This is a genomic window from Nocardia sp. NPDC049707 (genome assembly GCF_040674855.1).
In the GTDB taxonomy this organism is placed as follows: Bacteria; Actinomycetota; Actinomycetes; order Mycobacteriales; family Mycobacteriaceae; genus Nocardia.
The window spans coordinates 72,634-92,391 of sequence record NZ_JBFANN010000013.1 but is presented as its reverse complement, the minus strand read 5'-3'; the positions used below and the strand labels follow the sequence as shown (position 1 = coordinate 92,391).

General features: G+C 65.5%; 16 protein-coding genes. 9 read left to right on the top strand and 7 right to left on the bottom strand.

The features are described from left to right. The first annotated feature begins 181 nt into the window (after positions 1-181). Positions 182-1,243 (top strand): DoxX family membrane protein, encoded by a 1,062-nt coding sequence (locus tag AB0J29_RS14885; protein ID WP_364785047.1) that lies wholly within the window; start codon positions 182-184, stop codon positions 1,241-1,243. A 13-nt stretch (positions 1,244-1,256) separates the two neighbouring features. Here the strand turns inward: AB0J29_RS14885 and AB0J29_RS14880 are convergent, their stop codons facing one another. Beyond that, entirely contained in the window at positions 1,257-1,667 is a 411-nt protein-coding gene (locus AB0J29_RS14880) for an STAS domain-containing protein (protein WP_364785044.1), read from the bottom strand. 232 nt (positions 1,668-1,899) lie between these two features. Between AB0J29_RS14880 and AB0J29_RS14875 the strand changes: the two genes are divergently transcribed. The 5 genes from AB0J29_RS14875 to AB0J29_RS14855 all read left to right on the top strand — a co-directional run bounded on the left by AB0J29_RS14875 (position 1,900) and on the right by AB0J29_RS14855 (position 8,179). Then, positions 1,900-2,943 carry an ABC transporter substrate-binding protein gene (locus AB0J29_RS14875; protein WP_364785041.1) on the top strand — a complete coding sequence of 348 codons (1,044 nt, stop codon included), beginning with the start codon at positions 1,900-1,902 and terminating at the stop codon, positions 2,941-2,943. Positions 2,944-2,966: 23 nt separating this feature from the next. Beyond that, positions 2,967-3,989: an iron ABC transporter permease gene (locus AB0J29_RS14870; RefSeq protein WP_364785038.1), complete on the top strand. Its 1,023-nt coding sequence runs from the start codon at positions 2,967-2,969 to the stop codon at positions 3,987-3,989. Beyond that, a complete protein-coding gene (locus AB0J29_RS14865) occupies positions 3,986-4,825 on the top strand; it encodes an ABC transporter ATP-binding protein (RefSeq protein ID WP_364785035.1) in 840 nt (279 codons plus the stop codon). The genes AB0J29_RS14870 and AB0J29_RS14865 overlap by 4 nt, the downstream gene beginning before the upstream one ends. A gap of 314 nt (positions 4,826-5,139) precedes the next feature. Beyond that, positions 5,140-5,883 (top strand): zf-HC2 domain-containing protein, encoded by a 744-nt coding sequence (locus tag AB0J29_RS14860; RefSeq protein ID WP_364785032.1) that lies wholly within the window; start codon positions 5,140-5,142, stop codon positions 5,881-5,883. Between the two features lie 43 nt (positions 5,884-5,926). Continuing rightward, positions 5,927-8,179, top strand: coding sequence for a heavy metal translocating P-type ATPase (locus tag AB0J29_RS14855; protein WP_364785219.1), 2,253 nt, complete (start codon positions 5,927-5,929; stop codon positions 8,177-8,179). 1 nt (position 8,180) lies between these two features. Here the strand turns inward: AB0J29_RS14855 and AB0J29_RS14850 are convergent, their stop codons facing one another. Continuing rightward, a complete protein-coding gene (locus tag AB0J29_RS14850; protein WP_364785029.1) occupies positions 8,181-10,133 on the bottom strand; it encodes a cytochrome c oxidase assembly protein in 1,953 nt (650 codons plus the stop codon). A 474-nt stretch (positions 10,134-10,607) separates the two neighbouring features. Here AB0J29_RS14850 and ctaD point away from each other — a divergent pair, with 474 nt between their 5' ends. Continuing rightward, positions 10,608-12,272: a cytochrome c oxidase subunit I gene (gene ctaD / locus AB0J29_RS14845; RefSeq protein ID WP_364785026.1), complete on the top strand. Its 1,665-nt coding sequence runs from the start codon at positions 10,608-10,610 to the stop codon at positions 12,270-12,272. Between the two features lie 7 nt (positions 12,273-12,279). Here ctaD and AB0J29_RS14840 read toward each other — a convergent pair whose 3' ends face one another. Beyond that, entirely contained in the window at positions 12,280-13,566 is a 1,287-nt protein-coding gene (locus AB0J29_RS14840; protein WP_364785023.1) for a glycosyltransferase 87 family protein, read from the bottom strand. 79 nt (positions 13,567-13,645) lie between these two features. Further along, positions 13,646-14,794 carry an alpha-hydroxy-acid oxidizing protein gene (locus tag AB0J29_RS14835; protein WP_364785020.1) on the bottom strand — a complete coding sequence of 383 codons (1,149 nt, stop codon included), beginning with the start codon at positions 14,792-14,794 and terminating at the stop codon, positions 13,646-13,648. Between the two features lie 160 nt (positions 14,795-14,954). Here AB0J29_RS14835 and AB0J29_RS14830 point away from each other — a divergent pair, with 160 nt between their 5' ends. Further along, on the top strand, positions 14,955-15,155 hold the full coding sequence (locus AB0J29_RS14830) for a hypothetical protein (RefSeq protein WP_364785017.1): 201 nt from the start codon (positions 14,955-14,957) through the stop codon (positions 15,153-15,155). Between the two features lie 396 nt (positions 15,156-15,551). On the opposite strand, the gene AB0J29_RS14825 is transcribed toward AB0J29_RS14830, so the two are convergent. Both AB0J29_RS14825 and AB0J29_RS14820 read right to left on the bottom strand, forming a co-directional pair. After that, positions 15,552-16,388, bottom strand: a complete 837-nt coding sequence (locus tag AB0J29_RS14825) for an amidohydrolase family protein (protein ID WP_364785014.1) — start codon at positions 16,386-16,388, stop codon at positions 15,552-15,554. Positions 16,389-16,407: 19 nt separating this feature from the next. Beyond that, positions 16,408-17,199: a 3-oxo-5-alpha-steroid 4-dehydrogenase gene (locus AB0J29_RS14820; protein WP_364785011.1), complete on the bottom strand. Its 792-nt coding sequence runs from the start codon at positions 17,197-17,199 to the stop codon at positions 16,408-16,410. Positions 17,200-17,300: 101 nt separating this feature from the next. On the opposite strand from AB0J29_RS14820, the gene AB0J29_RS14815 reads away from it, so the two are divergent. Further along, positions 17,301-18,107, top strand: coding sequence for an SgcJ/EcaC family oxidoreductase (locus tag AB0J29_RS14815; RefSeq protein WP_364785008.1), 807 nt, complete (start codon positions 17,301-17,303; stop codon positions 18,105-18,107). A 105-nt stretch (positions 18,108-18,212) separates the two neighbouring features. Here AB0J29_RS14815 and AB0J29_RS14810 read toward each other — a convergent pair whose 3' ends face one another. Next, positions 18,213-19,640, bottom strand: coding sequence for a lipase maturation factor family protein (locus tag AB0J29_RS14810; protein ID WP_364785005.1), 1,428 nt, complete (start codon positions 19,638-19,640; stop codon positions 18,213-18,215). Positions 19,641-19,758: the final 118 nt, after the last annotated feature.

The window sequence follows — 19,758 nt, the reverse complement described above, 5'->3', positions numbered from 1 at the left end:
CCTATGGTGGAGGATCCAGAGACCGTAACGAACATCGTCACCACCTTTCTGTCCAGTCCGGAGGTACGGCCGTTCGGCGCGACAGAACACCCGGTCAAGCCCTGATTCCGGGTGTTGATCTTGTTGTTTGACAGCACCGAACGCGGTTACCTGAACCTCAGCCATCGAGGAAAGGGACGTCATGTTGCTACGCCGATTTGCCCGACCACTGCTGGCGACCGCGTTCGTCGCCGATGGGGTCGACGCGCTGATCCACCCCGAGCCGCGCACCCAGGCGGCATCGGCCCTGGTTCAGCAGAGTAAGCAAGCGCTGCCCGACAATATCGTCGCCACATTGCCAGCGGAGCCGGGGACGTTGGTGCGGATCAATGCGCTCACCCAGATCTCGGCCGGTGTGCTGCTTGCCCTCGGTAAGCTTCCGCGCCTGGCCTCGCTCACCTTGGCCGCGACGGTGATTCCCGCGACGGTGACCGAACAGGATTTCTGGGCGGAGAAGGATCCGGAACGCAAGGCGGCCAAACGCACTGCCTTCCTCAAGGATATGAGCCTGCTCGGCGGTCTGATGATCGCCAGCGCGGATACCGAGGGCAGACCGTCGCTCGGCTGGCGTGGTCGACGGGCCGCGAGCAATGCGACGGCGGCGGTTTCGGCCGCTTTGCCGTTCACCGCAACGGATTCGGCGACCAGCGAGGCACTGCGACGCCATGCATACGATGCCGCGGTGCGGGCCCGCGAACTCGGCGATGTCGCGGCGGCGCGACTCGCGGTCGCCCAGGAGCGGGGCTCCGATATCGCGGAGACGGTCAAGGAACACGGGCCGGAATGGGCCGAGCTGGCCAGGGAGCGTGGCGCGAAGTGGGCCGAGAAGGCCGCGGAACTCGCCGAGCTCGCCAGAGAGCGCGGACCGGAAATCGCCGCGACGGCACGGGAACGCGGCGCGCACCTCGCCGAAATTGCCCAGCACCGGAGCGCCGAACTCGCCGAGCTCGCCAAAGAACGCGGACCAGAAATCGCCGCGACGGCACGGGAACGCGGCGCGCACCTCGCCGAAATTGCCCAGCACCGCGGCGCCGAAGCACAGAAACGGAACGCGCGCTGGGCCGAGAAGGCGCAGCGGCGTGCCGAGAAGGCCCGGCAGGTCGACAAGACCCTGCGTCGTCTCGATAAAGCTCAGGAGCGGGTAGCGCTGGCGCAGGAACGCATCGCACAGGCACGTGCCCGGGTAGCGGCGCGGCGCGGCTGAATCGCAGCGGACCCTACACCGGGGCAACACATCCCGGTGTAGGGTCCGCCAGCGCCGCGGCCAGGGAGCCGACGCGGCGGAAGTGCGCGGCAAGTCCGGTGAGCTCGATGGCCCGATCGACACAGCGCACCGTGGTGATCAAAACCATTCGACGGTTGGCCTTTTCGGCCGCCGCCTGGGCCTCGATCAGGGTCGTCAGTCCGGCGGCGGCGAAGAAGGTGACCGGCGATAAATCGACGATCGTGATCGAACCCCGAGAACCGAAGGCCCGCAACAACTTGTCCCGTAGTCGCGGAGCGGTCCACAGATCGACCTCGCCCGCCACGACCACCAGCGTGACATCACCACGCGGGTGGCTCACCGTGCATTGGATGACCCGAGCTCCGGGCACGGTCGAAATATCAACGCGCTCACCGTGTTCCATTGTGTCACGGTCAGCGGGTCTACCTACCGGATAAGCGAAATGGGTCGACATGCGCTGGCTCCTGCGGTCCGGTCGGACCTGTCTCATCAGTGAAGCAGGGTCGGTCGAGTCTGTACAGGGATCATGCGCGCTACACGGTAACGGATGCGAAATATTTCCGGGAACCAGGGCGTGGCACCATCCGACTAAGTGGCCAAGCAGAATGCCGACGCTCGAAAGGCCGCTCCCGCCCATGAAACGTGTCGCTGTGCTGGCCTTGGCCGTCGGCACCCTCACCATCACCGGATGTTCGACCACGGTCACCGAACTCGCATCCACGACACCCGCGGCCGCGACCGAGGGGGTCACGAAATATCCCGTCACCGTGGCGAACTGCGGTACGAGCTACACCTTCACCGAGGCACCGAGGCGGGTCGTGGTGATGAACGGCGGCTCCATCGGCGAGGTTTCGTCGCTGGTCGCCCTCGGTGTCGCGGACCGCGTCGTCGCCAATGCCCAGTCCTACGGCGCCTCCGAGGTGCCCGGCCGCGCCGACGCCATCGCGGCCCTGCCGACCGGCGGTATCACCCCGAACAACCTGCAGGACATTTCCCGCGAGGCCATGCTCGCGCAACATCCCGATCTCGTCATCTCCACCGGAGGCGGCGGCTTCTCCGCCGATCAGGGTTTCGCCACCCGTGCCGAGTTGTCCAGTGCGGGTGCCAATACCTATGTGCCCCGTGCTAATTGCGGTGTGACCGGCGCGGTCACCGGCACGCCGACCATCGCGGACAGTAACGCCATGCTGCGCGATTTCGGCACGATCTTCGATGTTCCCGGCCGCGCCGAAAAGCTCATCGAAGACACCGAGCGCAAGATTGCCGAGACATCCGCGCGGGTTGCCGGTCAGCCCGAGAAGAATGTGCTGCTTATCTTCCCCGGTATGAATATGGGCGATGCGGGTGACTTCTCGGCCATTGCGGCGGGCGGCATCTGGAACGACCTGATCGACAAGGCCGGTGCGGTGAATCCGTTCAACCGGACGGACGGAACGACTTTCGTGACGATCAGCAAGGAACAACTCGCCGTCACCCCGATCGACGGGCTCATCGTCGTCGACTACCGCAACCCCGATATCGATGGCGCGGCCAAGCGGATCCTCGAGCAGTTCCCGCAGTGGAACGCGAGCAAGAACACCAACTACACAGTGCTCTCGGATTCGATCTACCTCGGCCCGAGCAACGACATCGCTGTCGACAAGATCGCCAGACTCGTCCATCCCGAACAGCTCCGATGACGCGCGCGCTTCGACGACAGCGGTTGTTCGCAACGATACCGCTGCCCATCGCGATTGCCGTCTCGCTGGCAATTCTGTTCGTGGTCATGCTGGTATCCATCGGCGCTGGATCGGTTACGGTCTCCGTTGCCGATACCTGCCGAGTCGTCTTCGCCCACTTATCGGGTCGGACACCGGATGTCGGGTTCACCGTCGACCAGATCGTCTGGAACTATCGTCTCCCCCGGGTCATTCTCGCCGCGCTGTGCGGCTGCGGATTGGCCATCTCGGGCGTGATTCTGCAAGCGCTGGTGAACAATCCGCTCGCCGATCCCTATGTGCTCGGCCTGTCCTCCGGCGCCGCGCTCGGTGCAGTGACCGTCATCGTCACCGCGGGTGCGGCACTCGGCGGTATCGGTGTCTCGGCCGCCGCGTTCCTCGGCGCAATCGGCACTGCCGCAGTGGTTTTCACACTCGGTCAGCGGCGCGGCACTCTGACTCCGACCCGCCTGGTGCTGGCCGGTGTCGCCGTCGGATATCTCTTACTGGCGGCGACGAACTACCTCCAGTTGCGTGCCACCCCGAACGAGCTTCGCGCGGTTATGTTCTGGACCATGGGCAGTGTCTCCGGCGCGAGCTGGTCCCGGCTCGGACCGGTTACGCTGGTGGTTCTCGTGGTCGTCGCCGTCGTGCTGGCCTACGGCCGTCGCCTGAATGTGCTCGGCACCGGCGACGAACAGGCGACCGCGCTCGGCGTCGACGTCCGCAGCACCCGAATCGTCCTGCTGGTACTGGCCTCCCTGTTGACCGGTGTGCTGATCGCGGTGGCGGGCGGAATCGGGTTCGTGGGCTTGATGATTCCGCATCTGGTGCGCCTGGCCTTCGGCATGGACCACCGTCGGGTACTACCCCTGGCCGCACTACTGGGCGCGTCCTACCTGGTTCTCGTCGACCTGTTGTCGCGAACCATCGACGCCCCCACCGAACTGCCGCTCGGAATCTTCACCGCCGCCTTCGGCGCGCCGTTCTTCCTGTGGTTGCTCCGCCGTGACGGAGGTCCGGCATGACCTGGCATTTCACCCCGACGTCGGGTACCACGCCCGCGCAGACACACGATGCGGGAACCGCGGAGTTGTCGGTTGTCGGGGTCACGATCGCATTCGGGGGCGCACGGGTACTGGACGCGGCGACGCTGCATGCCCCGCCAGGATCCTTCGTCGGCGTGGTGGGGCCGAATGGCAGCGGTAAGACGACGCTGTTACGCGCCATCTATCGCTCGTTGCGACCGGATCAAGGCATGGTCCTGATCGACGACACCGATATCGGCACGTTGTCGGTGCGTGCCGCGGCGCGCACCACGGCCGCGGTGCTCCAGAATGGTTCGGGTGCACCGGAATTGACGGTAGCGGAGTTGGTCGGCCTTGGCCGCAATCCGCACCACGGGCTGTTCAGCCGGGATACCGCCGCCGATCATGCGGCGGTCGCGGATGCCCTGGCGCGTACCGGTGTCACCGAGTACGCCGAACGCGCGGTCGGCTCGCTATCGGGTGGTGAGCGTCAGCGGGTGCTGCTGGCCAGGGCACTCGCACAGCAACCACGCTTGCTCGTGCTCGATGAACTGACCAACCATCTCGACGTGCGCGCCCGATTCGAACTGCTCGACCTGGTCCGCTCGACCGGCATCACCACTCTGGCTGTACTGCACGAATTGGAGCTGGCGGTGCGCTGCTGTGATCAGCTGGTGGTTCTCGAACACGGCAAGGTCGTCGCGGCGGGTGCGGTGCTCGAGGTCATGACCCCCGAGCTGCTGCGTGATGTCTTCGGTGTCAATGCCACTGCGGAGCGACACGACGACGGAATTGTCCGATTGCATTACGCGGCAAAGCCTTTGGCCGCCCGATGATGAGCCCGTTCCCCGGTGGGGATTCGTACTCGGGCAATGCGGGGGCAGCCGTTCGCGCGGCTCGCCGAGCAGCCCGCGGAATTATCCGGTCAGATCATCGGCACGCGACAGCTCGGTGAGATGGGCCGACAACCGCCAGACATCCTTCTGGGCGGCCCGAATAACGGCCTCCAGAGCTCGTCGATCCCCACGCGCCGCCGCTGAGGCCAGCTAAGTCGTCTCGGTCATCCTCGGCGGACATCGGCATGAGCTCGACAGTAACCCGTGCGCAACCCCGCGGGAACTTAGTGGTGCAGGCAGCCGACAATCTGGATGTGGAGTGCAAGGTATGCCGGACCGCGCTATCGGCCCGGATCGATGGCGAACGCGAAACCGTGCCGGCGGCGCGCGTCGACGAACACCTGGAACAGTGCGCGCAGTGCTGTTCCTGGTACGTGGCTGCCGTGGAAACCACGCGTCTGCTACGCACCGCCTCGTCGTACGCACCCGACCTCACCGACGCCATCTTCGCCGCCGCCGATCTGGAACGCCCGCGCGAATCGATGTGGCACACATCACTTTCCTGGCTCGGCCGCGCCGAGTGGACCAGGCTGCTACTCGGCCTGCTCGGGGTCGCGCAATGCGCGCTGGCGATCGGTCAGTTCGCCGGATTCGACTTCGGCATGACCCAGCACCACGGCGCCGAGATGACCCGGCATCTGATGAACGAGTCGACCGCGTGGAGCCTGGCGATCGGCATGGGATTCGGCTATTGCGCGCTGCGGCCGCGCGCCACCTCTGGTGTGCTGCCGGTGCTCGGTGTGCTGGTGACGACGCTCACGGCCTTTGTCATCGGTGATCTGTATTCGGGGGTCGTGCCGATCTCCCGGGTGCTCTCGCACGGCATTCTGGTCGCCGCGCTGGTGCTGGTCGTGGTGGTGCATCGCACCCGCCGACCGGAAACCTCGCCACCGACCCGAACGAGCAATCCGGCGCCCACCGAACTCGTCCTGCCGCCCGGCGCCCGATTCGGCCGCCGCACCGGCCAACTCCGCCTGACCCGAAATCCGGCCGCCTGAGACCGAACGGAATCGAATGAACACAGCATTGCGTAGCGATCCGATGCGGGCGGGCGCTCGTGCGGAACCCGCGACAACCCGGATTTCGCTCGCGGTATCCGGAATGACCTGTGCCGCTTGCGCGAACCGAGTAGAACGCAAGCTCAATAAGATCGACGGCGTACTCGCCTCGGTGAACTATGCGACCGGCATCGCCACCGTCGAGGCGGCCGAGGACATTTCGGCCGATCAGCTCTGCGCCGAAGTGGTCGCGGCCGGGTACGGCGCGGAGCCGATCACCGATCGCACCGGACCCGTATCCGCCGCCCCCGAGGAGGCGGCGGTCCGGGATCTGTTCCGGCGCTTGGTCGTCGCGCTACTGCTGTTCTTTCCGCTCGCCGATCTGTCGGTGATGTTCGCGATGGTCCCGGCCACCCGATTCACCGGCTGGCAGGTGATCCTGACCGTGCTGGCACTGCCGGTGGTGGTGTGGTCGGCCGCGCCAATGCATCGAAAGGCCTTGGCGGGTGCGAAGAATTTCACCGCGAGCATGGACACGCTGGTATCCGTCGGTGTGACCACCGCGACATTATGGTCGCTGGACACCATATTCCTGCACGCGGACCGGACCGAAACCCCGGGCGGCGTATGGGACGCGTTCTGGTCCGGTGATTCGATCTATCTCGAAGCCGCCGCGGGTGTCACTACCTTCGTACTCGCCGGACGGTATTTCGAGGCGAAGGCCAAGCGTGCAGCGGGCAGTGCGCTGCGTGCGCTGGCCGCGCTGGGAGCCCGCGGGGTCACGGTGCTCACCCGCGACAATCGCGAAATGCGGGTCCCCATCGGCGAGCTCGTCGAGGGGCAGCGGTTCGTGGTACGTCCCGGCGAGACCATCGCCACCGACGGCCTCGTGGTTTCCGGGGCTTCGAGTGTGGATGCCAGCGCCATGACCGGCGAATCCGTTCCGGTCGAGGTGACCGAGGGGATGGCGGTCATCGGCGGCACCACCGCACTCACCGGCCGGCTGATCGTGGAAGCGGCCGCGGTGGGCGCGGATACAAAGCTCTCCGGCATGATCCGGTTGGTCGAGCAGGCGCAGACCGGGAAGGCGCGCATGCAGCGCGTGGCCGACCGGGTCTCCTCGGTCTTCGTGCCGTTCGTCTTCGCCGTGTCGACAGGCACTTTCGCGACCTGGTGGCTCCTCGGTTTCGGCGTGGACCGCGCCGCATCGGCCGCCCTCGCGGTGCTCGTGGTCGCCTGCCCGTGCGCGCTGGGCCTGGCGATTCCGACGGCGTTGATGGTGACCTCCGGGCGCGGTGCGCAGCTGGGGATCTTCATCAAGGGGCATCAGGCGCTCGAAGCCACCCGCGATGTGGACACGGTGGTGCTGGACAAGACCGGGACCGTCACCAATGGCGTGATGAGCGTTGTCGGGGTGACCGTTCCGGATCCGCTGACCGAGGCCGAGGTGTTGCGACTGGCGGGTGCGGTGGAGGCGGCCTCCGAACATGCCGTGGCCGCGGCCATCACCCGGCATGCCAGGACCGTCCTCGACGATCTGCCGGAGGTCGAATCCTTCACGGCACTACCGGGTTTGGGTGCGCGCGGTGTGGTGGCGGGTCGCGAGGTGTTGGTGGGACGGCTGCGCCTGCTGCACGATCGCGGTATCGGTGTTCCGCAAACGCTGAGTCGTGCTGTGCGCCAGGGGGAACGCGTGGGACACACCGCAGTGCTTGTGGTATTGGATGGTGCGGCCTGCGCGGTGATCACGGTCGCCGATACCGTGAAGGACACCGCTGCCGATGCCATTGCCCGGCTGCACGCGCTCGGCCTGCGCGTCATGATGTTCACCGGCGACAATGCCTATGCCGCACAGTCGGTCGCGGATGAGATCGGGATCGATACGGTTGTGGCCGAACTGCTTCCGGAGGGCAAGGTCGAGTTGATCGCCCGCATGCAGGAGCAGGGCCGCCGCATTGTCATGGTCGGCGACGGCATCAATGACGGCGCCGCGCTGGCCACCGCCGACCTCGGGATGGCGATCGGGGCGGGTACCGATGTCGCGATCGCGGCCGCCGATGTCATCCTGGTCCGCGATGATCTCGCGGCCGTCGCCGATGCCATCGAACTCGCGCACGCCACCCTGCGCACCATCAAGGGGAATCTGTTGTGGGCCTTCGGTTATAACGTGGTCGCCATTCCGGTGGCCGTACTCGGCCTGCTGAATCCGTTGATCGCCGGTGCCGCCATGGCGTTCTCCTCGTTCTTCGTGGTCTCGAACAGCCTGCGGCTGCGGCGGGTTCGGTTCGGGCGCTGATTCAGCGACGCGACTGCGCCAATTTCTCCAGCATGGCGTTGTAGGCGGCGAGTTCGGAGTCACCGTATTCGTCGTCCCTGCGGTCGGTGCGCACCGCGGTGCGCCGATCCTGGGCCACCCACTGGGTCACCAGCGCACCGACCACCAGCAGGACCGGGATTTCGCCAGAGATCCAGGCAATACCGCCGCCGACCCGCTGATCCGCCATCAGGTCCAGATGCCAGGGCAACTGGAGTTGTTCATAGAAACGTTCGCCGATAATCGAATTCATCGACAGCGCCGCGACGCCGAAGAAGGCGTGAAAAGGCATGATGGCGAACAACATACCGAGCCGACCGAGATGCGGCAGGCGGCGCGGACCCGGGTCGATGCCGATAATGGCCCAGTAGAACAGGTAGCCGATGATCAGGAAGTGCACGTTCATCAAGACGTGCCCCCAGTGATAGCGGATCAGGTTCTGGAACAGCGGCGTGAAGTACAGGCCGTAGAGCGAGACCACGAAGGCCGTGATCGCGGTGCCGGGATGGGCCAGCAGGGCGGTGGGGCGGGAATGCAGGATCCCCAGCACCCATTCGCGCACACCGGGAACCGCGTCCTTGGGTGCGGCCGGGACGGCCCGCACCAGCAGGGTCACCGGCGCGCCGAGTACCAGCAGCACCGGTACGAACATATTGAGCGCCATATGCGTGATCATGTGCATGCTGAACATGGCATAGCCGTAGGCGCCGATGCCCGATGACGTCGAGATCAGCAGGGCCACGCAGCCACTCGTCCATGACAGCGCGCGCCATGGCGACCAGGTGTCGCCGCGCCGCTGCAGCCGCAGCACCCCGGCGGCATACAGTGCGATACCGGCGAGAGCGGCCGTGCCGAGGACGATATCGAAGCGCCACATGGTGATCAGCCGCCAGAAGTGGGCCTTCTCCGGCAAATCGAAACCGAGGAAAATCTCTTGCGCGGTGAACGAGCGATCGGCGAAGGCCGGGGCCGGCTGGACAGCCATCGACACCAGTGCGGCGGTCACCACGACCGACAGCGCGCCGGTTCCGGAGATCAGCCACCCCGTGCTCGAATCTTGCTCGGCGGCAATCCTTCTCAGCATGATCCCCATAGCGGCGGCCGCCACGACGACCACCAGAGCGAGCCGACCGTAGCCGGTGCGCAACAGCGCCGACCACGGCAACAGGATGGCCCCGAGCACCAATCCGCTGAGCGTGGCCGCGGCCAGACACAACAGCCCGATGCGCGCGTATCGCCGAATCGCGGTCGTGACCTGGGAACCGTTGCGCCGCACCTGCGCCGCCATACACCACGCCAGCCCCGGCAGCACCGAGACCGCGAGTTGGAAAATGATCATCGCGCCGGTGCCGAAGTCGTGATTCGGCCCCTCCCCCGCATTGCCGACCATGGCGGGCGGCAGCACCGCGAGCAGCGCCAGCACTGTCGGCACAACAAGTCCGGTCCATGCCAAGGTCAGGCGTGTCACCAGCGCGACGACACCGGCCAGCACCGCGACCACGATCCACGCCTTCGGCTGCTCGCTGGCATCGATCAGCGCGCCGATCGCACCCCGCTCCAGCGCGACACTCATCGAGAGCCCGCCCCTATTCGCCGCACTCACCGGAATCAGGACCAGCGCCGCGACGAGCCACACGAGACTCACCCGCTCCGCCACCCGGACACCGGCATATCCGTCTATATCGACGCGACCGCGCGCGGTGACGACAGTGCAGCACAGTGCGTAGATCAACGCGCCAAGGGTCATCGCGCCCGCCAGCGCGGCGACCACGCGCAGCGCGACATACAGCAGGACATCGACGAACCCGGGATAGGCGATACCTGCCGACCGGTAGGGCATCGCACCGGCCGCGAGCACCGAGATGAGCACGAGCGCGCCGGCCGCAAGCACGGCGAGCAGCCACACCAGGTGGTCGGACGAGCGCTTGACCTGCACGTTTTACACCAATCCTCGAATCGGAAGCGCTGCGGCGGGCAATGAATGTGCCAGCCCTCGCACACAGGTCGGCCGCGGCCCGATGCCAGTTCCCGGGCCACTGCTGGTGCGACGCACCTCACATGGCGGTGATAGTCGGACAACGACGGGGTACATGGCGCCGAAACTATCGGAACGCGCACCGCAACCGGCCCAGTGGAAGCGCACCCCCATCGCGAAGAACCAGTGGACGACGCCACGGCGCGCGTGACCGGGCACATCCCACCGTGGACGCAGTCAAACTCCTACCGTGGACGCGGACACAACAGCGGCAATGGCGCAAAGCGCCCATGTCGCAGATCGAACAGGCGCATAATCCGGACAAGGCTGCTCTCGGCGATCGGAAGGGTGGCGACAGCCGTGGCTGTGACTCAACTCGAAGCGGTTCGGCCCTATCCGCAGCGGACGGGTCCAAAAGGCTCCTATATCTGGAAGATGATCACGACCACCGACCCCAAGGTGCTCGGGGTCATGTACGTAACCACCGCGATGGCGTTCTTCTTCATCGGTGGTCTGATGGCTCTGCTGATGCGCGCGGAGCTGGCGCGACCCGGTCTGCAGTTCCTGTCGACCGAACAGTTCAATCAGCTGTTCACCATGCACGGCACGATCATGCTGCTGTTCTATGCGACGCCGATTGTGTTCGGCTTCGCCAATGCGGTGTTACCGCTGCAGATCGGGGCGCCGGATGTCGCGTTCCCCCGGCTCAACGCGTTGAGCTATTGGATGTATCTGTTCGGCGCATCGATCGCGACGGCCGGATTCGTCACGCCCGGCGGCCCGGCCGATTACGGATGGACGGCGTACTCGCCGCTGACCAGTATCCAGCACTCACCCGGCGCGGGTGCTGATCTGTGGATCATGGGGTTGGTGCTCAGCGGTGTCAGCACCATCCTCGGCGCCGTCAATATGTCCACGACGGTGGTTTGCCTGCGTGCCCCTGGCATGACGATGTTCCGGATGCCGATCTTCACCTGGAATATCTTCGTTACCAGTGTGCTTGTGCTGCTTGTCTTTCCGATTCTGGCGGCGGGACTGATGGGGCTGGAGGTCGACCGGCACCTGGGCGGGCATATCTACAATCCGGCCACCGGCGGAACATTGCTGTGGCAACACTTGTTCTGGTTCTTCGGACATCCCGAGGTGTACGTCGTCGCGTTGCCGTTCTTCGGCATCGTTTCGGAGATCTTCCCGGTCTTCTCGCGTAAGCCGATCTTCGGTTACACCACGCTGGTCTATGCGACCCTCGGCATCGCCGCGCTGTCGATGGCGGTGTGGGCGCACCACATGTTCGCCACCGGCGCTGTGCTGCTGCCGTTCTTCTCGTTCATGACCTTCCTGATCGCGGTGCCGACAGGTGTGAAGTTCTTCAACTGGATCGGCACCATGTGGCGCGGTCAGCTGACCTTCGAATCACCGATGCTGTTCTCCGTCGGCTTCCTCGTCACCTTCCTCTTCGGTGGTCTGTCCGGTGTCATCCTGGCCAGCCCGCCGCTGGATTTCCATGTCACCGACACCTATTTCGTGGTCGCGCACTTCCACTACGTGCTCTTCGGCACCATCGTGTTCGCGACGTTCGCGGGTATCTATTTCTGGTTCCCGAAGATCACCGGCCGCATGCTGGACGAGCGCCTGGCCAAGTGGCACTTCTGGACCACGCTCATCGGCTTCCACACCACCTTCCTGGTGCAGCACTGGCTGGGTGCGGAGGGTATGCCGCGCCGCTACGCCGACTACCTGCCCAGCGACGGATTCACCACGCTGAATACCATTTCCACCATCGGCGCCTTCCTCCTGGGTGCGTCGATGCTGCCGTTCATCTGGAACGTCTTCAAGAGCTACCGCTATGGTGAGGTCGTCACCGTGGACGATCCGTGGGGTTACGGAAGCTCGCTGGAGTGGGCCACCACCTGCCCGCCGCCGCGGCACAACTTCTACGAGCTGCCGCGTATCCGGTCCGAGCGACCGGCGTTCGAGCTGCACTATCCGCATATGGTCGACCGCATGCGCGCCGAATTGCACGTCGGTTGGGGCGCGGGAGCCAAACGTGCCGCGGCGGTCGCGGAACAGCAGGCGCAGGCGCCCGCGTCGGAGTCCTGACGCTGATCTACCGCACCCCGGCAGATACTGTGTCCGGCTGGTCACCTGCCGAACATCGCAGCTGAACCGCGGCGGCGCCGAATAGTGCGAACGTCAGCCAGATGTATCCGTTGTGCACGAGTGTCGCGATGTGACTTCCCGAGGGATAGTCGAAGATGCTGCTCATCGTCGGGTCGAAGAAGGCGATCACACCACCCGCGGCGATCACGACCGCCACCAGCAGTCCGATCGATACGACCACACCGCGCCTGCGCAAGGCCAGGTCGACCAGATAGACCAGCAGCGGTGCGAGCCAGACCCAGTGGTGCACCCAGCTGTACGGGGACACCGCGGTGGTGGTGAGTCCGACCAGGACCACCGCAGGCAGTTCGGCTCCGGTCAGCGACAGCCGACGTGCCAGATAGAGGCAGGCCGCAGCGATCGCGAAAGCGCCTGCCAGCCACAGCAATTGGTGCACGCCCTCGACACCGATGGTCCGTGCGAGCAGGCCGCGCAGTGATTCGTTGCGTGGATTCTCCGGCACACCGACGCGCTTGGGGTCGGCGAATGCGCCGCTCCAGAAGGTCAGCGAATCCTTGGGCATGGCCGCGAGACCGACGAGTACGGTCGCGGCGAACGCGCCGATGGCCGTCACCGCCGCTCGGTACCTGCGGGTGACCAGCAGATAGACCACGAAGAAGGCGGGGGTGAGTTTGATACCCGCCGCGATGCCGGTCAGCACGCCCTTCCACCGCGACGTATCGGGCAGCGCCATATCGGCGAGCACCAGCAACAGCAGGAAGATATTGATTTGACCGAAGGCCATGGTCTCGCGCACCGGCTCGCACCACATCAGCAGTCCGGCTATCGGCACGCCGACCAGCACCAGCCGCAGATCGCGACGGTAGCCGAGCATCGACAGCGCCGCCCACACCGACGCGGTCAGCATGGCGAAGTTGCCGAACGCACCGACATAAGTGAAGACGTCACCGTGCAGATTGACCAGCGGCACGAACAGCAGCGCGGCGAACGGCGTGTAGACGAATTCCCAGACGCCGCGGGTGCGGCCGAGCAGGGGCGTGTCGTAGATGGAAACGCCGTCGACCACCCGGTGCCCGGCGATCTGATAGACGCTCAGATCCATCAGATGCATCATCACCTGCATCGCTGCGCGGACCTGGTGGATGTAGTACACACCGGCGACGATGCCGAGGACCGAGATCACCCAGAACGCGGCGGTGGGGATGGTGCGGCGTTCGGGCTCGGTCGGTGCCACGGACAGCACCGCCGCATTCTCGATCGTCGATACAGGCACGCTCATCTCCCAGCAATCGGGGTCCGGACTCGCCGCCCTACCGTAGTGGCACCGCGCGTGCGGCGCACACCGCCCTGATTCAGCGCCGCGGCCGGATGTTCGCGCGTACCGCGGCGATATCCGGATAGCCGTTCACCGCCATGAGCAGATCGGCCTCCGCCAGAATCATCCGCAGCACGTGCACCAGACCCGAAACCCCGCCCAGCGCAAGGCCGTACACATAGGGCCGGCCGATGCCGACCATCGTCGCACCCACGCCGAGCGCCTTGATCACATCGGTGCCCGAGCGCACACCGGAATCGAACAGCACCGGCACCCGGTCGGCGACGGCTTCGATCACCCCGGGCAGCGTCTCCAATGCGCTCAGCCCGCCATTGGCTTGGCGCCCACCGTGATTCGAGCAGAAAATGCCGTCCACTCCCGCATCGATCGCGCGGCGCGCGTCATCGGGATGGGAAATGCCCTTGAGGATGATCGGCAGTTCGGTCAGCGATCGAAGCCATTCGAGATCGTCCCAGGTGAGCGGATTTCCGAAGGTCTGCACCCAGTGCAGCACGATGGACCGCGGATCGTCCGAGCCGACCATTTGCTGAAAAACGGGATCGGAGGTGTAGTTCTTCAGCACATGCCCGCGCAACTGCGGAAAGTTCCCGGTCGACAGATCGTGCGGCCGCCACCCCGGAATCCAGGTGTCCAAGGTGACCGTGATGCCGCGATATCCGGCGGCCTCGGCTCGGCTCACCAGACTCGCGGCGAGGTCGCGATTCTTGGGTGTGTACAGCTGGAAGAAGCTCGGCGTCGTACCCGCGTGGCTGATGACCTCCTCCAGCGGATCCTCCATGAGCGTCGAGAAGACCGCGGGTACACCGGATTTCGCCGCGGCCTCGGCGACCGCGATATCGCCGTGCCGATCGCCGACCAACCCGATCACGCCGACCGGGGACATGAAGATCGGGCTGGGGAAGGTGAGCCCCCAGGCCTGGACCGACAGATCGCGCTGGGTCGCACCGACGAGCATCCGTGGGACTACACCCCAGTCCTCGAAGGCCTCGACATTGCGCCGCTGGGTCAGTTCGTCACCGGCTCCGCCCGCGATATAGGAGTACAGCGAGGTGGGCAGTGCGGCCGCGGCCTTCGCCTCGAGGGTCGCATAATCCATCGGGAACTCCGGCGCATTTCCGCTGAGAGCCGCGAAGTAGATCTCGTTCTGATAGTCCGCGAACGCCACTGTTCCGCCCTTCGGTGGGGGTCGATCGGAGGGGCATCCTCCGCTTGCCGGAATATTAGAACCTGCGCATCGAGGTCCGACGGCTATACCTGCCGTAGCGCGAGCAACCCGCTGGAGCGCCGGGCAATCCGGAAGCAGCTGACAGATTGTGAGAACCGCCGTGAATCTCGAGTACCTCGATAGTCCCCATGACCACGATCTGCTGCTGGTCAGTCAGATCAACAGCCGGCCGCTACGCCGCCTGGTGCAACTGGCGCTCGGCCTGTCCACCGAGTCCATGGACCTGCTCACGGCACTCACCGACCGATTACGAACCGCGGAAGGCGCGCTGGCCGATCCGGCGACCACCGGTGAGTCATAGGCCGGTACCGCTGAGTGGTCACCTTCATCGCCTTGTGAAAGCCGATGGCAAATTCGGGATTCTTCGCCGGATAGTCGAATCCGTTTGCCCCGTGGGCCAATTCATGCAATCGGTCGCGGTCAGCGAGTAGCCGATATCGGTCGGATCGGTGTCCGGGAACTCCCACAACCGCTGCGCCATCGCGGGCACCGCCGCGTCGGTGCGTCCGGACAACACCCACGGCGTGGCGGAGCGATCCGTCCCGCGCTCTTCGGCCGCATCGATCAGCGCGAGCCGGATCGGCTGCGTGACCGCGGAACCGGTTGGGCCGCAGGCACTCCCGATGTTTCGGAAACGTCTACCCGATCGCCGAAGCCGACCTATCGGCGGGTCGAATCTTCCGGCGCTGGGGCAGGCTCAGCCGCCGTGCTGGTCGGGGGTGGGAAGGCCGAAGACGCGGCTGGCGTTGCCGGAAAGGAAGAGGGCGCGGCATTCGTCGTCGAGTCCGAGGTCGTCGAGGCCCGCGAGGGCGTGTTGGGGCGGGATCATCGGGTAGTTGGTGCCGAAGAGGACTTTGCCGCGGCCGTGGGACTTCAGGTACGCCACCAGCTCCGGTGGGTACCTGCGCACCGTGTAGGCCGAGGTGTCGATGTAGACATTCGGGTATTTCGTTGCCATCGCGATCATTTCGGTGGTCCACGGATAGCCGAGATGTCCGCCCACGATGACCAGTTCCGGGAATTCCAGCGCGACGTCGTCGAGATAGGGAATCGGGCGGCCGGTTTCGGAGGTGCGCAGCGGGCCGGTGTGCCCGACCTGCGTACAGAACGGGATGCCCAGTTCGACGCATTCGGCGTAGAGCGGATAGTAGCGCCGGTCGTTCGGCGGCAGACCCCACAGCCACGGCACGATCCGCAGCGCCTTCATCCCCAACTCGGTGACCGCACGACGGAGTTCGCGCACCGCGCCCATCGGCTTGCGCAGATCCACCGATGCGACGCCGACCAAGCGGCCACCGGACTCGGCGACGAATCCGGCCACCTCGTCATTGGAGATCAGCACGCCCTCCGGTCCGTACCAGGCGCTGATCAACGCGGTATCGACACCGCCCGCGTCCATGGCGGCGAGCGTCGTCGAGACGGGCGGCGGCTGGTCCGGAATGGTGTCGCCGGTCCAGCGGCGCAGTGAGTCCAGCATTTCGTGTTGCAGCAGCCGTGCTGTCGGATGCTGGGCCCACGCGTCGATGATCGCCATCGCGTCACTGTATGACACCTCAGATAATGAAGGGAATCAATGCCTTTCGATCGGTCGGATAGTCGGCGAACTTCTCGCGGTACCACTTGTGCGTCGCGAAGGCGCGTGGCACCAGGTTCCCCGCGGTGATCAGGAAGATCACCACACCCGCCAGGGACCAGGTGAGCAGGGCGAACCCGGCCCAGGCGATCAGCTCGCCGAGATAGGCGGGGCTGGTGACGAAACGGAAGCCCGCACCGTACGGAATCCGATATTCGGCCGCACCCGGATTGTCCTTATCGCGCAGATTGCGCACGATCGATTCGGAGCGGACCAGCAGCGCGAAGCCGCCGAGGTAGCCGACCAGACCGATCAGGAAGCGCGGATCGGTCAGCCAGTCGGTGCCGTATTGGTGCAGGTAGTCGTGGCTGAAGAGGGCGCCGTTGAGGTAGCCGTGCAGCGCGGTGACGAACATGCCCGCGGCGATCACCGAGATATTGAAGCTGCTGCGTTTGCCGGGCACCTGGCGGATCGACAGCGGGAAGAACCAGCCGCGGTTGCCGTAGTGCAGCACCCAGATCGCGGCGAGCACCAGCGCGGTCGGCTCGAGCCGGTTCGGACCGGTCAGATAGAACACCGCGAAGACCACCGTCGCCGGGATCTCCATCAACCACCAGCCGAGCTTCGGGTTCAGGTTGAAGCCGATCTTGGTGGCGCCGAACCGACCGTAGGGACTCTGCGCGAAGAGGCCGCCGATCAGTACGAATGCCGCGAAGGCGAAGCCGATCGTCAGCACGGTGTCATAGGCGGTGTTGCCGGTGTACCAGTCCATAGGAGTCCTTGTCGAGCTGGGCGCCGCAGTTCTCACCGAACCCCCGGCGTCAAAATTAGAACATGTTCTACCATGTGACGCAGCAACTAGGAGGAACTGTCATGCCGCTGGATTCCACACCCAAGGAACTGATCGCGGCCGTCCAGGCATCACCGCGTGCGGTCGCGGCACACGACAAGGCAGCCTGGGTCGACCTGTTCGCCGCCGATGCCACCGTCAACGATCCGGTCGGTTCCCGCCCGCATATCGGCCGCGCGGCGATCGAACGGTTCTACGACACCTTCATCGGCCCCAACACCATCGCCTTCCAGATCGACCACGACTTCGTCGGCCCGGCCACCGTGGTCCGTGACCTGCTGATCCGCACAACCATGTCGACCGGCGCCACCGTCGCGGTACCCATGCACCTGCGCTACGACCTCGTCGAGGAAGACGGTGCCTGGAAGATCACCCGGCTGGCCGCCCATTGGGAGCTGGCCGCGATGATCGCGCAGCTACTGCGCACCGGACTGCCCGGACTCGGCGCCGCACTGAAGTTGGGTCCGCAGCTGATCGCCAATCAGGGCTTCAACGGCATGTTCGGCATGATGCAGGCCATGCGCAGTATCGGCCGAGCGGGCAAACGCGCTACGGCCCAGGTGTTCTCGGCTGCGGCGGCCACGGATATCTCGCGAGTTCGTCGCCTGCTCGACGAGCGCACGATGATCGAACTCCCGGCCGGAACCAGGATCTCGCTGGAGGAGTTCACCAATCGGGCGCGAAATATGCAGTGGGACAAGCTGATCGCCGCCGGTCGCACGGTGAGTGCGAGCGTCCGGCTGGACTCGGCCCAGGGTGTCGCCTTCGTCGAGTTCGCCCCCGACAGTCGACGAATCACCGCTATCCGCGTATTCATTCACTCGATCTAGCTGGTCCGCGACGGCCTCGTGCCGCCGCGGTCATCGTGACGAAGCTATGCGGCGATCGATCCCTCGCGCGCCGATTCGGCGGGAATGCGGTGCGCGTCGGCCCTGCTACTGACTCAGGGCCATCGGCGGGAGATACTCACCAACCAGAGTGCGGTGCCACAATATCCGCTCGTGCTGGAGTTCGGCGCGAGTTGCGAAGCGGTACAGATAGATTCGCGCCCGCACATATATCGGCGGTGAGTCGGGGAAGGGGCAGCGGCGCAATAGTCGCAGGGTCGCGGGGTCGTTGCGCAGCAGTCGTTCGACGAAGCCGAGCAGCCAGCCGCGGGCGTAGGACGGGGAGATCGCGGCGAACCACATCAGCCAGTCCAACCTCAGGTGGTACGGGGCCCATTGCCGTGGCCAGCGCCGCGGATCCCCCGGCTTACCCTTGAACTCGTACTCCCGCCACAGTGTCTCGTCGGTGATATCCGGCTCGTCGGTGCCCTCGAACACCACCTCCTCGCGGGTGCGACCGATACTGCCGAAGGCACCATAGGTGTTGACCAGGTGTAACGGGTTGAACGACGCATTCATTCGCTGCTGGCGCGAAAGCAGATTGCGGGCGGGCCAGTAGCTGAGGAATACCACCACGACGGTGCACGCGATCACCAGACCCGCGAACCATGGCGGTGCCGCGGACATCGACGGCGGATCCGGCACGGGCAGTATCGCTTTCGCCGAGGACGCATCGATCGCGGTGGTGGCCAAGAGGATCGTCACCCAGTTCAACCAGGCGAAGTTGCCCGAGAGCACCAGCCACAGCTGCGTGACGATGATGAACGTGGCGGCCACGCTCGCCACCGGCTGCGGCGCGAAAAGTCCCCAGGGCACCACGAGTTGAGCGAAATGGTTGGCCGCCACCTCCACTCGATGCAGCGGTTTGGGCAGGCGATGGAAGAACCAGCTCAGCGGGCCGGGCATCGGTTGGGTCTCGTGGTGGTAGTACAAACAGGTCAGATCGCGCCAGCAGGAATCACCACGTATCTTGATCAGACCGGCGCCGAACTCCACCCGGAACACCAGCCACCGCGCCAACCACAACACCAGCACCGGCGGCGCGACCCGATCATTGCCGAGGAAAATCGCCAGGAATCCGGCCTCCAGCAGCAGCGACTCCCACCCGAACGCGTACCACGCCTGCCCGACATTCACGATCGACAGGTACAGCGCCCACAGCACCGCCCACACCAGCATCGCCGCCCACAGCGGCACCAGATGCAACGCACCCGCCGCCACTGCGGCCGACAGCGCCGCACCGGACCAGGTGACGAGGGCGAAGAACCGGTCGGAGTAGTGGATATGAAAGATGCTGGGAGCCCGGCGAAACGCGACCCGACGGATGAATCGTGGCACCGGCAACATCCCCTGCGCGCCGATGAGCGCTCGGAATTGCCGCGCCGCCGCCACGAAGGCGATCAGATAGATGACGGCCAGGCCGTGCTGGAAAACCAGTCTGCCCAACCAGTACTCGGACTCGGTGAACGATGGCATGCCCGCTCCTTCGTACCGCTACCGCCGCCGATAGGGCGCCCGTCCCTCGGGTAGCAGCGGCTCGGGTCGGTCGGATTGCCGGGGGATCGTTCGCTTCGGGGTAATGCGTCGAGATCCA